Below are 13,169 nucleotides of genomic sequence, written 5' to 3'. Positions count from 1 at the left end.
ATCTTTTTCGTTCTTTTTCCATTTATATAATTGTAAACGTTTTCTATTAATAGTAAAAATAAACTCAATCAGTTGATTTAGATTAATGAAGAAGTATTGATATGTTCCACTTTTAAATTACTCCAGATCGATTTCCAATTCTTTTGCACTATACGATCTTCATAAATTTCCACACGTAATTTATCCTCTGCAAAAAATGGAGTAGGCTTAACCTCTAAATTGATAACATCGCTAATTCCACAAGGAGCCACTAATATCACATTATTTTTGCTATCTAATTTAACCCCTAAAGCTGTTGCTGTTTCTGGAAACTTAGATATAGCATCAACTGAAGAGGAGTATGGGGGCATATTACTCTTAATATGCATTCTTGCTTCATTCTTCACAGACCAAGGAATATTTGGCATAATTTTGATGAGCATTTCTTCAAATTTCTTTTCTTCTATTTCATCAATATTTTTAGAGTCGAAATAAATTACATCAATATCTGGAAGTGGTGTTCTTTCACTGAAATTATGTAATACATCCCATATTTTTGAACGAACAAATCCAGCACATATCCACCAATCAGGCAAGTTCAATGATTTTGCTGCGAGCAATATTTCCATCATCCATTCATCCTCTTTAATAAGAGTAATGATTTTTCCTTTATCCATCATGATAAAATCCCCCTCTTTTAATGATATAAGAAAATTGATTTAAAGATGTTGCTTAAATAAGGAGGATTACTCATCCATTTATGTAATCTATAACCTTATCAATGTAACTATCTAATGGCTTACCTGTATCTACCACCATACACTGATAATCCGTTGGCTTTTTGCTATTTTCTACGGTATATTTAAATTCCTCTTCAGAACTTACCACTTGTATTTGACTGACCATTCTTTCCCGATTTTTTAATCTATAGTTAATCTCATGGAAATCATGGAGGCGGCACTCAACGTACTTATATTTTACTTTATACTTTTTAGATAACTCAATTCCTCTGTCAACCATCACTTGATAAAGGCATGGACTATCAAATATTACCTTGTGCCCCTGTGATAAGTGAAATTCGATTAAGGCCCAATCAATATTATATGAAATCTTGCCAGCTAATTTTGCATCCATTGGCATATCTTGTATCGTATGTAGTAAAGCAGATTTTGCAATATCATGATCAACAATAATTGCACCTGTTTTCTTGGCAATTTCCCTGGAAAGGGTGGACTTTCCAGAGCCCGGGAAGCCAGACATTTGAATAAAAAACATGTTTAGGACCTCACTTTTAAAGTTATTTAAAATTAATAATCTCACAATATTCGCAGTTAACATTCATCTAAAATATAATTACAATATTTAACTCCACGTCTGCCAATCGATATTACTTATAATTCACTTGAAAAAGCTCATAATAACGCTCTTTATCAAGTTCTTCCAATTCCAAATCAAGATCAAACCACTTCACTGTTTCCTGACTCATGTCACCCATAATAAAAGGTATATTGTTTTCCATCGCTATTTTCCTCAAATCGATGGTTTGTTCTAAACGGAACTCTGACATCCCTGAAAAATGGTAAACTACTTCATTTTTTGGACTGTTAGATTGAAAGATAACCTTCCAAACAAATCTTGTTTCATCGGATCTACTGGATAAATTTGCATAATGAACATAAGGTTCCACATGGACGCTTGCAATCTCTTCATAGGAAATAATCTGCTCTTCACCTTTCCAATTGCTTGATACTAATCCCTTGTCCTCGTGTATCCCCCTGTAATCAGAGAATATGAAATAATTAAATCCAGCTAAGAAAATAAGAGTCCCTATTATCATTGCATTTAATAACCCTTTTCTTTTTAATCCAGGATTAAGAAATCGACCAGCAAACAGGGAGATAAGAATTAAAAAAACACCAAGAGACAAATCTCCTAATATTCCTGATGCTGGTTCATAAATGATAAATTGTTCATTAACAAATGTATCTTCCTTAAGATGGTTATAAAATTCATATAAATAGAATAATAAAGGAAGAATAAAAAAGAAAAATATGTAGATTGATACCCAATGTTTTCCACGATGTTTAAATTCAGACTTGGAGGTTCTGATTATTTGACCACTAATATAAAGAGGAAGACTAATCAGCCAAAACACTATGCTGGCAAAGATAATATCCTCTTGAAAGGATATAGCCCCGCTAAATGCCAGCAGCAAACTAAAAATAATGATTACTATTCCACCGAGTTTTCTCATTCTGCCACCCCTTGTTTACGTGAAGTCATATTTTCTAGTTCTCTTAAAGGGTTATTTTAGGAAAAACTTATTGGATATGACAATAATACTCTAACTTTATTTACGATTGATAATTAATTAGGTTTCATTTTAGGGTGAACCAAATCACTTTAGTTCCCATGAAAAAAGGATCAGCGCTTATTTAAGCGGATCCTTTTTTCAGTTACTCCAAATTCAACAACCCGTTCTGTGGTAATTCAATTCGAAAATAGGTTCCCATAGCAGTACTTTCAACAATGCTGATGTTTCCCAAATGTTCGATTAATACCTTTTTAACAAATGGAAGTCCTAATCCCATCCCATTATCTTTAATAGACATAAAGGGATTAAAGACACTTTCCCAATTTTCAAAAGGTATCCCATTCCCAGTATCACAAAAATGAATGAAGATACGCTTGTCAACAACTTCTGTACTAATCGTTATTTTCCTAATTTCCTTATTGTCTGGAATAGCCTCCACGCTATTTTTGATCAAATTAATAAACACCTGTTCCAAATAGGTTTTATTTATGAAAGCCTTTAGTGGTTTATAATGATTGATGAATTCAATTTCTACATGACGCTCTTTCGCAATTTCCTGCGATAGTTCTATGGCATTGTTAATAACTGACTCTAAATCATCTACTATAAGTGCTATTTTGGACGCCCTCATATATTCTTGGTAATTGTCTGCAAGTTTCTGTAAATGCACTGATGACTTCATGATCATCCCTAAAGCACCATTCTCTCTATCTGTCATGGAGTCTGTCTTGTTTAACATTTTAGAAAAACCTTTTATGATTTGATTGGTGTTTTTAACCTCATGTATTAAGCTGGCAGTTAAGCTTCCTGTATAGTCTAACTTTCTTTGTCTTTCCATCAGCACATGGTAATTTAACTTCATATTCGTATTCAGCTTTACAAACTCCAACATGATTAACGTTGAGAATAGTATGACTGCTATGCTGCCGGATATCATGCCCGTCGCTGGGTGAAAGTTTAATAAACCAAATGTATAAAAAAACACTGCATATATAGAAAACCGCATTAAAAAGTTTTTTGTATTCGAATGAAATAGCTTTGGCAGAATGATAAATGCCATTGTTAAGATCAGCGCAAAGCTGCCCAAATGAATTTTAAACAACCAACCTAGCGGACCGTAAACTGGGTAATAAAAGTTAATAGAAGAAAAACCTACACTAACAATATCCAGTCCAGCAATACCTAACGTTGTCCAATCAACAAGATAAACAAATACACTCCAAACAAGTAATAAGTAGAAGTTTCTTTTATTAAATACAGACTTAGAGATACCTTCTATCCATCTATTGTTATCCTTTTTCATTGGTTCATTCTGTATGATGATGGATATTAAATAAAAGAGAGTAGGTATAGTAAAGATTGGACCGAAGCGAAACATACGAAAAAGAAATAATACAACATCTTCATTCCAAGACTCTTCAAAGTAAAGAACTCCTATGTAAAATTGCCAAACGGCTAGTAAACACATCGCCATGAATAATCCTTTGGACAGTTTAGATCCTTTAAAAATTTGACTAATAGCAAAAGCTAATACAATAGGAATAAGACCAATTGTAATAATCAATATTCCAATAAGCGAAGTAATTCACCTCTCTTGATTGCGAATTTTCACCTTTTAAATTATAGCATAAAGATACATTCTTATTGTAGGGAAAATGAGGATTGGCAATAGATGTTATAAGATTTTTTGTTGAATATAGGTGGATATCTCTTAGAATCAAGAAGAGAGAGCAGAATTACAAATACTAAAAGTATAAAGCAAAAATTGGCTTGAATGAATACGGTTCAATACCGTATTCATTCAAGCAGATTAACTGTTTAATATAAAATTTTCACTCAAACTCATCAAGCAATGCACGCACTTCATCTGTTGTCTCTGTACTCATCAATTGATTTCTTAATTCACTTGCGCCTTGAAACTCACGAACATATATCTTAAAAAAGCGACGAAGCGGCCTGAACGGACGCGGGTCCAGTTTTGAATATTTATCAAAGAGATCGAGCTGCAACCTTAAGAGATCAAGCAGTTCCTTATTACTATGATCTTTCGGCTCTTTTTCAAAGGCAAATGGATTTTTAAATATCCCTCGCCCAATCATAACCCCATCAACACCGTATTGCTGAACAAGCTTCATACCAGTTTGACGGTCAGGGATATCCCCATTAATTGTCAATAGTGTATCTGGTGCCACCTCATCACGAAGTTTCTTAATCTCAGGAATTAGATCCCAATGAGCATCTACTTTGCTCATTTCTTTTCTTGTACGTAAATGAATAGAAAGATTAGCAATATCTTGTTGCAATATATGTGTGAGCCAGTCGCGCCATTCATCTACACTCGTGTAACCAAGCCTTGTCTTTACACTTACGGGCAATCCTCCTGCTTTCGCTGCTTGAATTAGATCTGCTGCAACTTCAGGACGACGGATAAGGCCACTTCCCCTCCCATTCGCTGCCACATTAGGTACAGGACATCCCATGTTGATATCTACACCCTTAAACCCTTGTTTCGCCATTCCAATACTCATTTCCCTAAAGTGTTCAGGCTTATCCCCCCATATATGGGCTACAATCGGTTGTTCATCCTCTGTAAAAGTCAAACGCCCACGAACACTTTGTTTCCCCTCTGGGTGACAATAACTCACCGTGTTTGTAAACTCAGTAAAATACACATCAGGACTTGCTGCCTCACTTACTACATGACGAAAAACAACATCTGTCACATCTTCCATTGGTGCTAATATAAAAAACGGTCGTGGTAAATCACGCCAAAAATTATCTGTCATCTTAAATTCAAATCCTCTCATTGTGGTTCCCAGGTCAAAGCCTATGCAAAATTAAAAAGCAAAGATTACTCTGCTTCCTTTACACTTATACCATGTATAGGCACTTTTTTTCAAACGAATTATGTTTATTTTAACTATACACTTGCTGTACATTCAATCTAATGTCTTCAAAAAATCGCCAGCTCAAGCCCAAATTCCACTGGTTCAGTTAGAATAAAAGTTTGCTGTCGAACACCCATTTTAACACTCTTTCGGTTCAAAAATGACCGTTTTTTTTCTCTCCCTGCTTTTTCAAAAGTAGTGGGTTTTTCATTGTTGCTTAGGAAGCAATAAAAAAATCACATGCATCTGCCTGAGACCTACGAGTAAAAGGATAACCAATCTTTCACTTCCTGTAAGGGAACTGGATTTAGTCTATACCTTGTTTCTCTTTATTCATTGGATTCTGCTTTCAGCTTAATCCATTCCAATCGTCTATCCCAATCCTTTGCCAGTTCCACTAGCCACTCTGCTGTTGCGGATAATTGATCTGGACATACTGTTATACCTTACTTCCCGTCCAATACGATTAGAAACAACAAGACCAGCTCTATTGAGAACGGTTAGATGTTTCAACTGCTTGACGAGATACGTTCACTGTCGTCGCTAATGTCGATGCAGTAGCTTGTCCCCTTGCAGCAATGAGGTCAAGCAATTGATGGCGAGTTAGGTCTGCTAATGCAATCAAAACCTGCTCAAAATTGTTCTTATATGCGGAGTTCATTTTATTGCTCCGCACGCTTTCGCAATACTTCTAGTTGTTGTACCCAACCATAGACATTCCCTTCAAAGAACTTACGTTGCTCATCCTCCGGTACGGCAATGCTAGAAAAGCCACTTTCAACAACACAAAGCAAGGTTCCTCCATCTTTCTCAGTCAACTGAAACTCAACAAGTGTAGCATTCTCTTCTCGAGGTTCCTCTCCTGGGAATGAACTAGCCCATCGACAGGCGAGGTAATTAGGTGTATCCATTTTTTCAATTAATACTGGGAATATACCAAACCTTGTTTTCGCTACTACTCTATTCCCGTCGATTTGTACACTATCAGGACCAGGGTTATCACCTACCCACCATGCTGGTTGACTTACCAAATCCCACACTGTTTGAATCGTAGACACAATAAAAATCTCTCTCTCTATTCGATCATTATTCATAACTATTCCTCCTTGGTTTGTTGTGCAACCAAAGAGTAGCACATCGCAATTCTACGTGCAATTTTATTAGTTGCATGATATTCCGAGAAAATAAATGTTTTTATAGCTTAACCTTTCCCTGACCTGTCCCTAAGTTTTTCCTCTAACATTGAACTAAGTCTTACATTGGAGAGCATACCGATTCAATGTCGTGTGGAAAATAACTTGAAAGGATTAGAAGACCATTAAAACCACCATTTGACATAGGATTGGAGTTGAAAAATAAGATCGGAATTCAACTAAGTTTTATCCAAATTGGGATAAAAATAATCAGGGGTCATCCGGAAAAGTAACGGAAATACCCTCGGATTGGGAACGTTTACTTTAATTAAGTGTAGATACTAAAAAAACTAAGAATTAACCCCAGTACAACAAACAATCTTTATTGTATTTTTGATTAACAATATTATTGGAAGAATGATATAAAATTAAGTTGGTAAACAAAATCAGAATTTATTACAAAATTTTACATTAATTAGATTCAATTTTTCAACAATACATGATAAATTTAGAATAGGAACTATGATACAGAGGTGATTTTTTGAAAAAACTTATAGAAAGTCATTTAGATGAAAAACTGGTGCTTTCTATTATATTACTCGCTCTTTCAAGCTGTATTGCTATAGCAAGCTCTCAGAAATATCAGCAATATGAACAGAACTTTCTACTAAGCCAAATTATATGGTTTTGTCTAGGAACGATCATTATCCTTTTTATTTTCGCGTTTGATATGGAACAAATAAGGAAACTAACACCATTCCTTTACGTGTTCGGAATCCTATTACTAATTTTCGTTCTATTTGCACCTGAGTCAATTGCACCAATTAGAAATGGAGCAAAATCATGGATTTTATTTCCTGGTATTGGCCAAATTCAACCATCCGAATTCATGAAAATTTTCCTCATTTTAATGCTGGCTTACATAACGAAAAACCATAGAGATAAAATTGGAATGGGAAGAATTTCTCAGGATGGTAAATACCTACTGAAAATCTTTCTTGCTTCAATGATTCCCATTTTCTTGGTATATCGTCAGAATGATTTTGGTACATCGCTTGTTATGCTCGTGATTACTATATCTATTGTTTTTGTATCAGGTATCAATTGGAAAATAATGGTTGGGTTTTTAGGGATGGGTATTACGGTCATTGCCATTCTTGTCTTATTATTTCTTTATAGTCCGAACACATTGCTTCTATTCGTGGATACATATCAATTAGACCGGATTTATTCTTGGTTGAATCCGTTTGAATACGACGGAGGAATAGGGTACCAGCTTAGCAAGTCGATCTTAGCTATTGGTTCTGGAATGATTACTGGAAAAGGATATTATGGTGGCCAGGTCTATATACCTGAAGCACACTCTGATTTTATATTCACAGTAGTCGCTGAAGCATTTGGTTTTATTGGAGCGTGTACGGTCATATTTTTCTATTTCTTTCTTATATACCGCATTGTTACGATTGCTATTAAACAAGGAGAAGAAACCTTTGAAATTATTATTTGTATTGGAATGATTGGGATGATTGGGTTTCACACTTTTCAAAACATAGGAATGGTTTCCGGATTACTTCCGATAACTGGAATCCCACTTCTGCTTATGAGCTATGGTGGAAGCTCCGTACTAGCTACCATGTTTGGATTAGGTATCGTTTTAAACATCTCATTTCGAACAAAAAAATATTTATTTTCATAGGAGGTTTCCTATTGATGGGGAATGATTTATGGTAGCTAAAACTGCAAATGTCATTGCTCGTGTTGAACCGGAAATAAGAGAAAAGGCTGAAGAGATTATGTCCCAATTGGGCTTACCAGCTTCTGTTGTCATCAATATGCTTTACAAACAAATCATCATGACAAAGAGCTTCCCATTCTCTCTACCCATTCCAACAAAACCTATAGCACTCGATGAAATGGATGCAACACTAAGTTTATTGGATGCATTAGAAGCTGCAGTTGTTTATGGAAAACGCGATCAGATACATCAGCTTTCACAAATCGATATGCAATAAGACGAATATACTGTAGCACTTTCAGTAATATGTTGAAAGCTTATGCCATTTCGGGTTAGTAAAGCAATTCCATTCCGAAAAATAATATTCAATAAATATTTACAAAAGAAGATTTAAATTCAATTTTTGGTATTTGACATGACACTTTTAGGTGTTATAATAAAATAACACCTAAAAGTGTCACATCAGTTCTTAGGAGGAAGAATCAATGAATAATCAAGGCCAAGAAAAGTTTTTAAATTTTATTTTGGAAAGAGTAAAAGAGGATAAGAAAGATGAAGCAAGAGAAATACTTACAGCCAACTTTAGGAAGCAAGTAGGCGGTACTTTTACTCAAAATGACATTCAACAATTTTTACCTAAGATGAATAGTTTATTAAAGCCAGAAAAAATAGAAGAAGTAAAAGAAATTGTAAAGCAATTTGCTGGAAACCACGGCACTAATTAAGATATATCTAAATATTTTTCAAGTTTTTTGTTAAAGCGTTTATCAAGATTAAGCGTAAAGTTACTATTTTTGGAGGTATGAATTTATGCAAACAAAGGAAGAATTACCAGATATTCGTAAAACAATTGTCCTCAATGCTCCAATTGAAAAAGTATGGAAGGCTGTTTCAACATCAGAAGGTATTGCTGAATGGTGGATGCGAAGCACTTTTGAACCTGTTTTGGGACACGAATTTGTTCTTCATGCTGGTGAATATGGTGACTCCCCTTGTAAAATAACCGAACTAGACCCACCTAACCGAGTGGGATTTGACTGGGATAAGGATTGGCATCTTACCTTTGAATTAAAAAAATTAGAAGCGAACAAAACAGAGTTTACCCTCATTCATTCTGGCTGGTATGCAGAAGAAACAACCGAATTCGGTCAACCACACACTGCCATTCGCGAACATATGGATAGTGGCTGGGAAAAAATTGTAAAAGATAAACTTCCAGCCTATATTGAGGCTTAAATGGTTGAGCATTCTAAGCACGATGTTTTTCAAGCTATTTCCGACCCCACTCGACGCAGTATATTAAAATTACTTGCAGAAAGGGAAATGTCAATAGCTGAAATTGCGGAAAACTTTCCAATAAGCCGCACAGGAGTAAATAAACACCTGCATATTCTTTCGAGTTCACGTCTTGTCATAAGCCAGAAGATTGGACGTGAAACCCGTTATAGACTTAATCCAGAACCATTAGTAGAAATACAGGACTGGCTTACATTTTTTGAACATTATTGGGAGGATAAGCTGTCTGCTCTTAAGAAATTTGTGGAAGAGGATAACAATTAGTAAAGAAAACTAAGATTGTGCTTTGGTAACAATCTTAGTTTTCTTTTAATATACTTTTTTCAGATACACTGCGTTGCATCAATAGAAAAGCGATTCTTTTTAAAGACTAATGAATCAATGAAGCTCTCAAATTAGCACCATATTCCAAATATCCTTTTAAACAAGTCAACATATAGACCCAACCTTCTTTATTATCTAACATCTGACTTATGATATTTTCATCATTTTCATTAAAACCTTCTTCAGTGATTTCAATGATACTTTCTAAATCACCAAGTTTCTCCAGGGTAAGCGTAACCCTATGCCCTTCTCCATTTGTACCCCAGTGAAATACGATTTTCTTATTTAACTCGATTTCCTTTATTTTTATATCGCCTTTTGCATCATATTCATCATATCGCAGTGTGATCGTCTTACCCTGTTCCCATCTTTCAGAGCTCGACGAAAACCAAAAATTACCTATTTCTGAAGGATCAACGAAGGCTTCAAACACTTCATTAACTGGCTTGAATATTTTCATTTTCGTAACATTGTTCATAAAGTTTTCTCCTCGGACTTTTTTTAATTAAATGTATTCTATTCGTTCAGATTATATTTTTTGTCTTCTATATAGCTAAATTGTCTCGTTTCACTATTATGCCTATATCCTTATTGGACAAGGGATTTCAGGAAGAGGACCCTAAATTCATAATTTAATCCATTACATTCTTTTGTTCTCCCCATCTATGTTTTATATACATACTAACTAATTTAATTGGCATATATCCTATCATTCCACCAAGTGTATTTAAAATCAGATCATCAACATCAAAACTTCCGAATCTAAAAATAAGTTGAAGCAATTCGAATGCCAAACTTAAACAAAACGTTGCCACTGTAACTTTTTTAAAGCTTTGAAATTTACTTAACAATAACGGAAGAATAAATCCAAATGGTATAAACCCGATGATATTTCCAGTTAGATTTTCAACCCGTATGTTGAAATTTATATCATTTGCCAAAAACAAATAATACGTTATCGTCTTAAAAGGAATAAAGTTATAGCTATTCCAGTAATAACCATCAAAACTAAAAGTTAATTGGCTTATGATGTCTTGAATCGTAAGGTATTTGAATAGAATTAGTTTTGAAAGCACTAACAAATATAGACATAATGCAATTGTTAACCCTACTTTTATTACAATTTTCATAAGCAATATCTCCCCAATTTCCAACCATTCTATGTATCTTAAAAGGAGCAGTTAAATTGTCCTTATTTAATTTCATGAGAATCAATTTGTAATTTTCGATAAAAGGTTATAACACTTTTTATCATTTTTAAAAGCAAGAAACCAGTGATGCTGCCAATAACATTCAAAATGACATCATCAATATCAAATCGACCAATTTTTAAAGCAATCTGTAAAACTTCAATTGTAAAGCTGATAACTGTTGAAACAACAATTACTTTCGTAAATCTACTGTATTTTTTAGTTAGCAATGGAAGAAAAATTCCCAACGGCAGGAAAATTAAAATGTTTCCTAAAGTGTTATTGATGATTATGTCCATATTAAAATGGTGATATCCAGTCAAATATCCAATTGTATTTTTAAATGGAATGATATTCGAATTGTACTTTAAAAAATCAAACAACCCTTCTGAATCGAGTGGAGATAAAATATATCTGTTATATGTAATTCCATTTATGTAATAATCAGTCATTCGAATAATGATTCGTTGAAACAGCAACATAAATAGAATGATAAATGAGTATAGACTAAATAATATCCATGTATCCTTCTTAGATACCTTAAAGAATGGATACAGTGATTCCTGTAAACCCTTTGTCAATGGTTCTTGTTCTCCGAAACTCGCCAATGCCTTTTGTGTAGCTTCTTCATCTGTAAAACCCTGGTCTAAATATTCATTTTTCAATAAGGTTAGGTGATCTTGCATTTCATCAATGATCTCTCTTTTTTCATCCTCGTCACAATTTAACTGACTCACAATTTGATTAATATAGGTTTCGATTTTTTTATCCAAGCCATTCCCTCCGAACATACTTTAATTAAATTGCTAATTTGATTCCATTCTTTTAATTTTTTATTTAACTCTTTCTTTCCGCCTTGGGTAATCCTATAGTATTTCCTTCTCCCCCCACTCTCTGAACTTCCCCAATATGATTGAAGCCATTCTTTATTTTCTAAACGCTTCAAAGCGGGATATAGTGTTCCTTCACTCATATTGTATAGTTCATTACTATTTTCCTTTAACTTTTTTACAATTTCATAACCGTACATTTCCCTTTTATTTAGAAGGGATAAAAGCAAAATATCTATACTGCCTTTCATTATCTCTTTATCCATAAATCCACCTCATTTTCAAACTAATCCTGTTTACATCGTACACCATAGTACATCGTATTACTAGGGTTAAAAATAATAATAACATCTAAATTTTGATTAGCAACCATTTCAGGTTACGTAACTGTTTACATCTTGTAACCAACAATGGCTTTATAACTTAAACACAATCAGATTCTATAAAAGGATAAGCATATGGGAATTTACATAAATATAGGTACTGGCCTCATCACTTCATATTCCTTATAATATTACAAAATGATAATGGAAAATCGTAACAGCTTCCTAATTAATCATGGAGTCGTATCATTTTTTCCTTCCCCAAAATGATTCAGTCAACATTTAATACCGAATGAATCAGCATTTGTCCAAACTAAATAAGCTATAATTAGTAATAATCAATAGAAATAATGTAAAACGATAATGTTTTTCAAAGACGGGTGATCATTATGAATGAAGGTAAAAGAATTTTAGTAATTGAAGATGATGAAGAGATTAGTAAACTACTAAGCTTTATTTTAACAAAATCAGGTATGGATTCGGTTGTAGCATATTCTGGTACAGAAGGACTGTTACAACTGCAAAATAATACGTTCGATTTAATTTTATTAGACCTGATGTTACCTGGTAAAACTGGGGAGGAATTAATAAAACAGGTCAGAGAAGAGAGTATGATCCCAATTATTGTGATTTCAGCCAAGATTGATATAGAAAATAAGGTGCAAGTGTTGAAAATGGGAGCAGACGATTATATAACTAAGCCCTTTAATCAGGAAGAGGTTGTAGCTAGAGTTGAAGTCCAATTACGAAAATCCAGTGCAAATCCATTACGAACAGCGGAGAAAGTATGGCGAGGACTTAAAATCAATTCGGAAAAACTATCTGTTTCTTTAGAAAACAGCGAGTTACAATTAACGAATGCAGAATTTGATATTCTGTCCTTATTTGTGAGTCAGCCAGAGCATGCTTTTTCCAAAAAGGAGATTTATGAAAGAATCTGGAAAGGCACCTACTTAGGTGATGATAATACTATTAGTGTTCATGTCTCAAATCTACGCAAAAAAATTGCCGAAATCACTTCTGATGAGTACATAAAGACAATATGGGGAGTAGGCTTCATGCTGAAGTAATTTCTTTATGAATTCTTTATGTTTTGTTTAAAGGAAATTAAAGGCACCTGAGCTAAACTAAATGTATCAATAAATTTAGTAAAGGAG

Annotated in this window: 17 protein-coding genes; 6 read left to right on the top strand and 11 right to left on the bottom strand. The window is 34.0% G+C overall.

The window, feature by feature from the left end; all coding sequences use genetic code 11:
- Positions 1-77 precede the first annotated feature (77 nt).
- The 7 genes from CWR48_RS06065 to CWR48_RS06030 form a co-directional block, all read right to left on the bottom strand.
- Positions 78-659: a nucleotidyltransferase family protein gene (locus CWR48_RS06065; protein WP_115772340.1), complete on the bottom strand. Its 582-nt coding sequence runs from the start codon at positions 657-659 to the stop codon at positions 78-80.
- Between the two features lie 70 nt (positions 660-729).
- Positions 730-1,254, bottom strand: a complete 525-nt coding sequence (locus CWR48_RS06060; RefSeq protein WP_115772465.1) for a P-loop nucleotide/nucleoside kinase family protein — start codon at positions 1,252-1,254, stop codon at positions 730-732.
- A 112-nt stretch (positions 1,255-1,366) separates the two neighbouring features.
- Positions 1,367-2,233 (bottom strand): hypothetical protein, encoded by an 867-nt coding sequence (locus CWR48_RS06055; protein WP_115772338.1) that lies wholly within the window; start codon positions 2,231-2,233, stop codon positions 1,367-1,369.
- A 202-nt stretch (positions 2,234-2,435) separates the two neighbouring features.
- The gene (locus CWR48_RS06050) at positions 2,436-3,767 is read right to left on the bottom strand and encodes a sensor histidine kinase (RefSeq protein WP_245976734.1); all 1,332 of its coding nucleotides are present in this window, start codon (positions 3,765-3,767) and stop codon (positions 2,436-2,438) included.
- A 358-nt stretch (positions 3,768-4,125) separates the two neighbouring features.
- A complete protein-coding gene (locus tag CWR48_RS06045; protein ID WP_115772464.1) occupies positions 4,126-5,079 on the bottom strand; it encodes a tRNA dihydrouridine synthase in 954 nt (317 codons plus the stop codon).
- 589 nt (positions 5,080-5,668) lie between these two features.
- Positions 5,669-5,842, bottom strand: coding sequence for a helix-turn-helix transcriptional regulator (locus CWR48_RS20580; protein WP_211316719.1), 174 nt, complete (start codon positions 5,840-5,842; stop codon positions 5,669-5,671).
- A gap of 1 nt (position 5,843) precedes the next feature.
- Positions 5,844-6,275: an SRPBCC domain-containing protein gene (locus tag CWR48_RS06030; protein WP_115772334.1), complete on the bottom strand. Its 432-nt coding sequence runs from the start codon at positions 6,273-6,275 to the stop codon at positions 5,844-5,846.
- A gap of 580 nt (positions 6,276-6,855) precedes the next feature.
- Here CWR48_RS06030 and CWR48_RS06025 point away from each other — a divergent pair.
- From CWR48_RS06025 to CWR48_RS06005, 5 genes are all read left to right on the top strand, one after another.
- A complete protein-coding gene (locus CWR48_RS06025) occupies positions 6,856-8,010 on the top strand; it encodes an FtsW/RodA/SpoVE family cell cycle protein (protein ID WP_115772332.1) in 1,155 nt (384 codons plus the stop codon).
- Between the two features lie 28 nt (positions 8,011-8,038).
- Positions 8,039-8,326, top strand: a complete 288-nt coding sequence (locus CWR48_RS06020; protein WP_115772331.1) for a type II toxin-antitoxin system RelB/DinJ family antitoxin — start codon at positions 8,039-8,041, stop codon at positions 8,324-8,326.
- A 208-nt stretch (positions 8,327-8,534) separates the two neighbouring features.
- Complete coding sequence (locus tag CWR48_RS06015) at positions 8,535-8,774, top strand: hypothetical protein (RefSeq protein ID WP_115772329.1); 240 nt, start codon at positions 8,535-8,537, stop codon at positions 8,772-8,774.
- An 85-nt stretch (positions 8,775-8,859) separates the two neighbouring features.
- On the top strand, positions 8,860-9,285 hold the full coding sequence (locus CWR48_RS06010; RefSeq protein ID WP_115772327.1) for an SRPBCC family protein: 426 nt from the start codon (positions 8,860-8,862) through the stop codon (positions 9,283-9,285).
- On the top strand, positions 9,286-9,609 hold the full coding sequence (locus CWR48_RS06005) for an ArsR/SmtB family transcription factor (RefSeq protein WP_115772325.1): 324 nt from the start codon (positions 9,286-9,288) through the stop codon (positions 9,607-9,609).
- A gap of 106 nt (positions 9,610-9,715) precedes the next feature.
- On the opposite strand, the gene CWR48_RS06000 is transcribed toward CWR48_RS06005, so the two are convergent.
- From CWR48_RS06000 to CWR48_RS05985, 4 genes are all read right to left on the bottom strand, one after another.
- Entirely contained in the window at positions 9,716-10,147 is a 432-nt protein-coding gene (locus CWR48_RS06000) for an SRPBCC family protein (RefSeq protein WP_115772323.1), read from the bottom strand.
- 154 nt (positions 10,148-10,301) lie between these two features.
- Positions 10,302-10,799: a VanZ family protein gene (locus CWR48_RS05995; RefSeq protein ID WP_115772321.1), complete on the bottom strand. Its 498-nt coding sequence runs from the start codon at positions 10,797-10,799 to the stop codon at positions 10,302-10,304.
- A 62-nt stretch (positions 10,800-10,861) separates the two neighbouring features.
- Entirely contained in the window at positions 10,862-11,632 is a 771-nt protein-coding gene (locus CWR48_RS05990; RefSeq protein ID WP_115772319.1) for a VanZ family protein, read from the bottom strand.
- A complete protein-coding gene (locus CWR48_RS05985) occupies positions 11,593-11,955 on the bottom strand; it encodes a PadR family transcriptional regulator (protein WP_115772317.1) in 363 nt (120 codons plus the stop codon). Before CWR48_RS05985 ends, CWR48_RS05990 begins: the two co-directional genes overlap by 40 nt.
- A 446-nt stretch (positions 11,956-12,401) precedes the next feature.
- Here CWR48_RS05985 and CWR48_RS05980 point away from each other — a divergent pair, with 446 nt between their 5' ends.
- On the top strand, positions 12,402-13,082 hold the full coding sequence (locus CWR48_RS05980) for a response regulator transcription factor (protein ID WP_115772315.1): 681 nt from the start codon (positions 12,402-12,404) through the stop codon (positions 13,080-13,082).
- The last annotated feature ends 87 nt before the right edge of the window (positions 13,083-13,169 follow it).

It is taken from the genome of Oceanobacillus arenosus, from assembly GCF_003369575.1.
In the GTDB taxonomy this organism is placed as follows: Bacteria; Bacillota; Bacilli; order Bacillales; family Amphibacillaceae; genus Oceanobacillus; species Oceanobacillus arenosus.
This window is presented reverse-complemented; position numbering and strand designations above follow the sequence as displayed.

Coding starts and splice junctions, on each gene's coding strand:
- CWR48_RS06060 (WP_115772465.1), bottom strand. CDS start 1,254: ATGTTTTTTATTCAAATGTCTGGCTTCCCGGGCTCTGGAAAGTCCACC.
- CWR48_RS06000 (WP_115772323.1), bottom strand. CDS start 10,147: ATGAACAATGTTACGAAAATGAAAATATTCAAGCCAGTTAATGAAGTG.
- CWR48_RS06030 (WP_115772334.1), bottom strand. CDS start 6,275: ATGAATAATGATCGAATAGAGAGAGAGATTTTTATTGTGTCTACGATT.
- CWR48_RS06045 (WP_115772464.1), bottom strand. CDS start 5,079: ATGACAGATAATTTTTGGCGTGATTTACCACGACCGTTTTTTATATTA.
- CWR48_RS06050 (WP_245976734.1), bottom strand. CDS start 3,767: ATGGCGATGTGTTTACTAGCCGTTTGGCAATTTTACATAGGAGTTCTT.
- CWR48_RS06010 (WP_115772327.1), top strand. CDS start 8,860: ATGCAAACAAAGGAAGAATTACCAGATATTCGTAAAACAATTGTCCTC.
- CWR48_RS05985 (WP_115772317.1), bottom strand. CDS start 11,955: ATGGATAAAGAGATAATGAAAGGCAGTATAGATATTTTGCTTTTATCC.
- CWR48_RS06015 (WP_115772329.1), top strand. CDS start 8,535: ATGAATAATCAAGGCCAAGAAAAGTTTTTAAATTTTATTTTGGAAAGA.
- CWR48_RS06055 (WP_115772338.1), bottom strand. CDS start 2,233: ATGAGAAAACTCGGTGGAATAGTAATCATTATTTTTAGTTTGCTGCTG.
- CWR48_RS06065 (WP_115772340.1), bottom strand. CDS start 659: ATGATGGATAAAGGAAAAATCATTACTCTTATTAAAGAGGATGAATGG.
- CWR48_RS05995 (WP_115772321.1), bottom strand. CDS start 10,799: ATGAAAATTGTAATAAAAGTAGGGTTAACAATTGCATTATGTCTATAT.
- CWR48_RS06020 (WP_115772331.1), top strand. CDS start 8,039: ATGGTAGCTAAAACTGCAAATGTCATTGCTCGTGTTGAACCGGAAATA.
- CWR48_RS20580 (WP_211316719.1), bottom strand. CDS start 5,842: ATGAACTCCGCATATAAGAACAATTTTGAGCAGGTTTTGATTGCATTA.
- CWR48_RS06005 (WP_115772325.1), top strand. CDS start 9,286: ATGGTTGAGCATTCTAAGCACGATGTTTTTCAAGCTATTTCCGACCCC.
- CWR48_RS05980 (WP_115772315.1), top strand. CDS start 12,402: ATGAATGAAGGTAAAAGAATTTTAGTAATTGAAGATGATGAAGAGATT.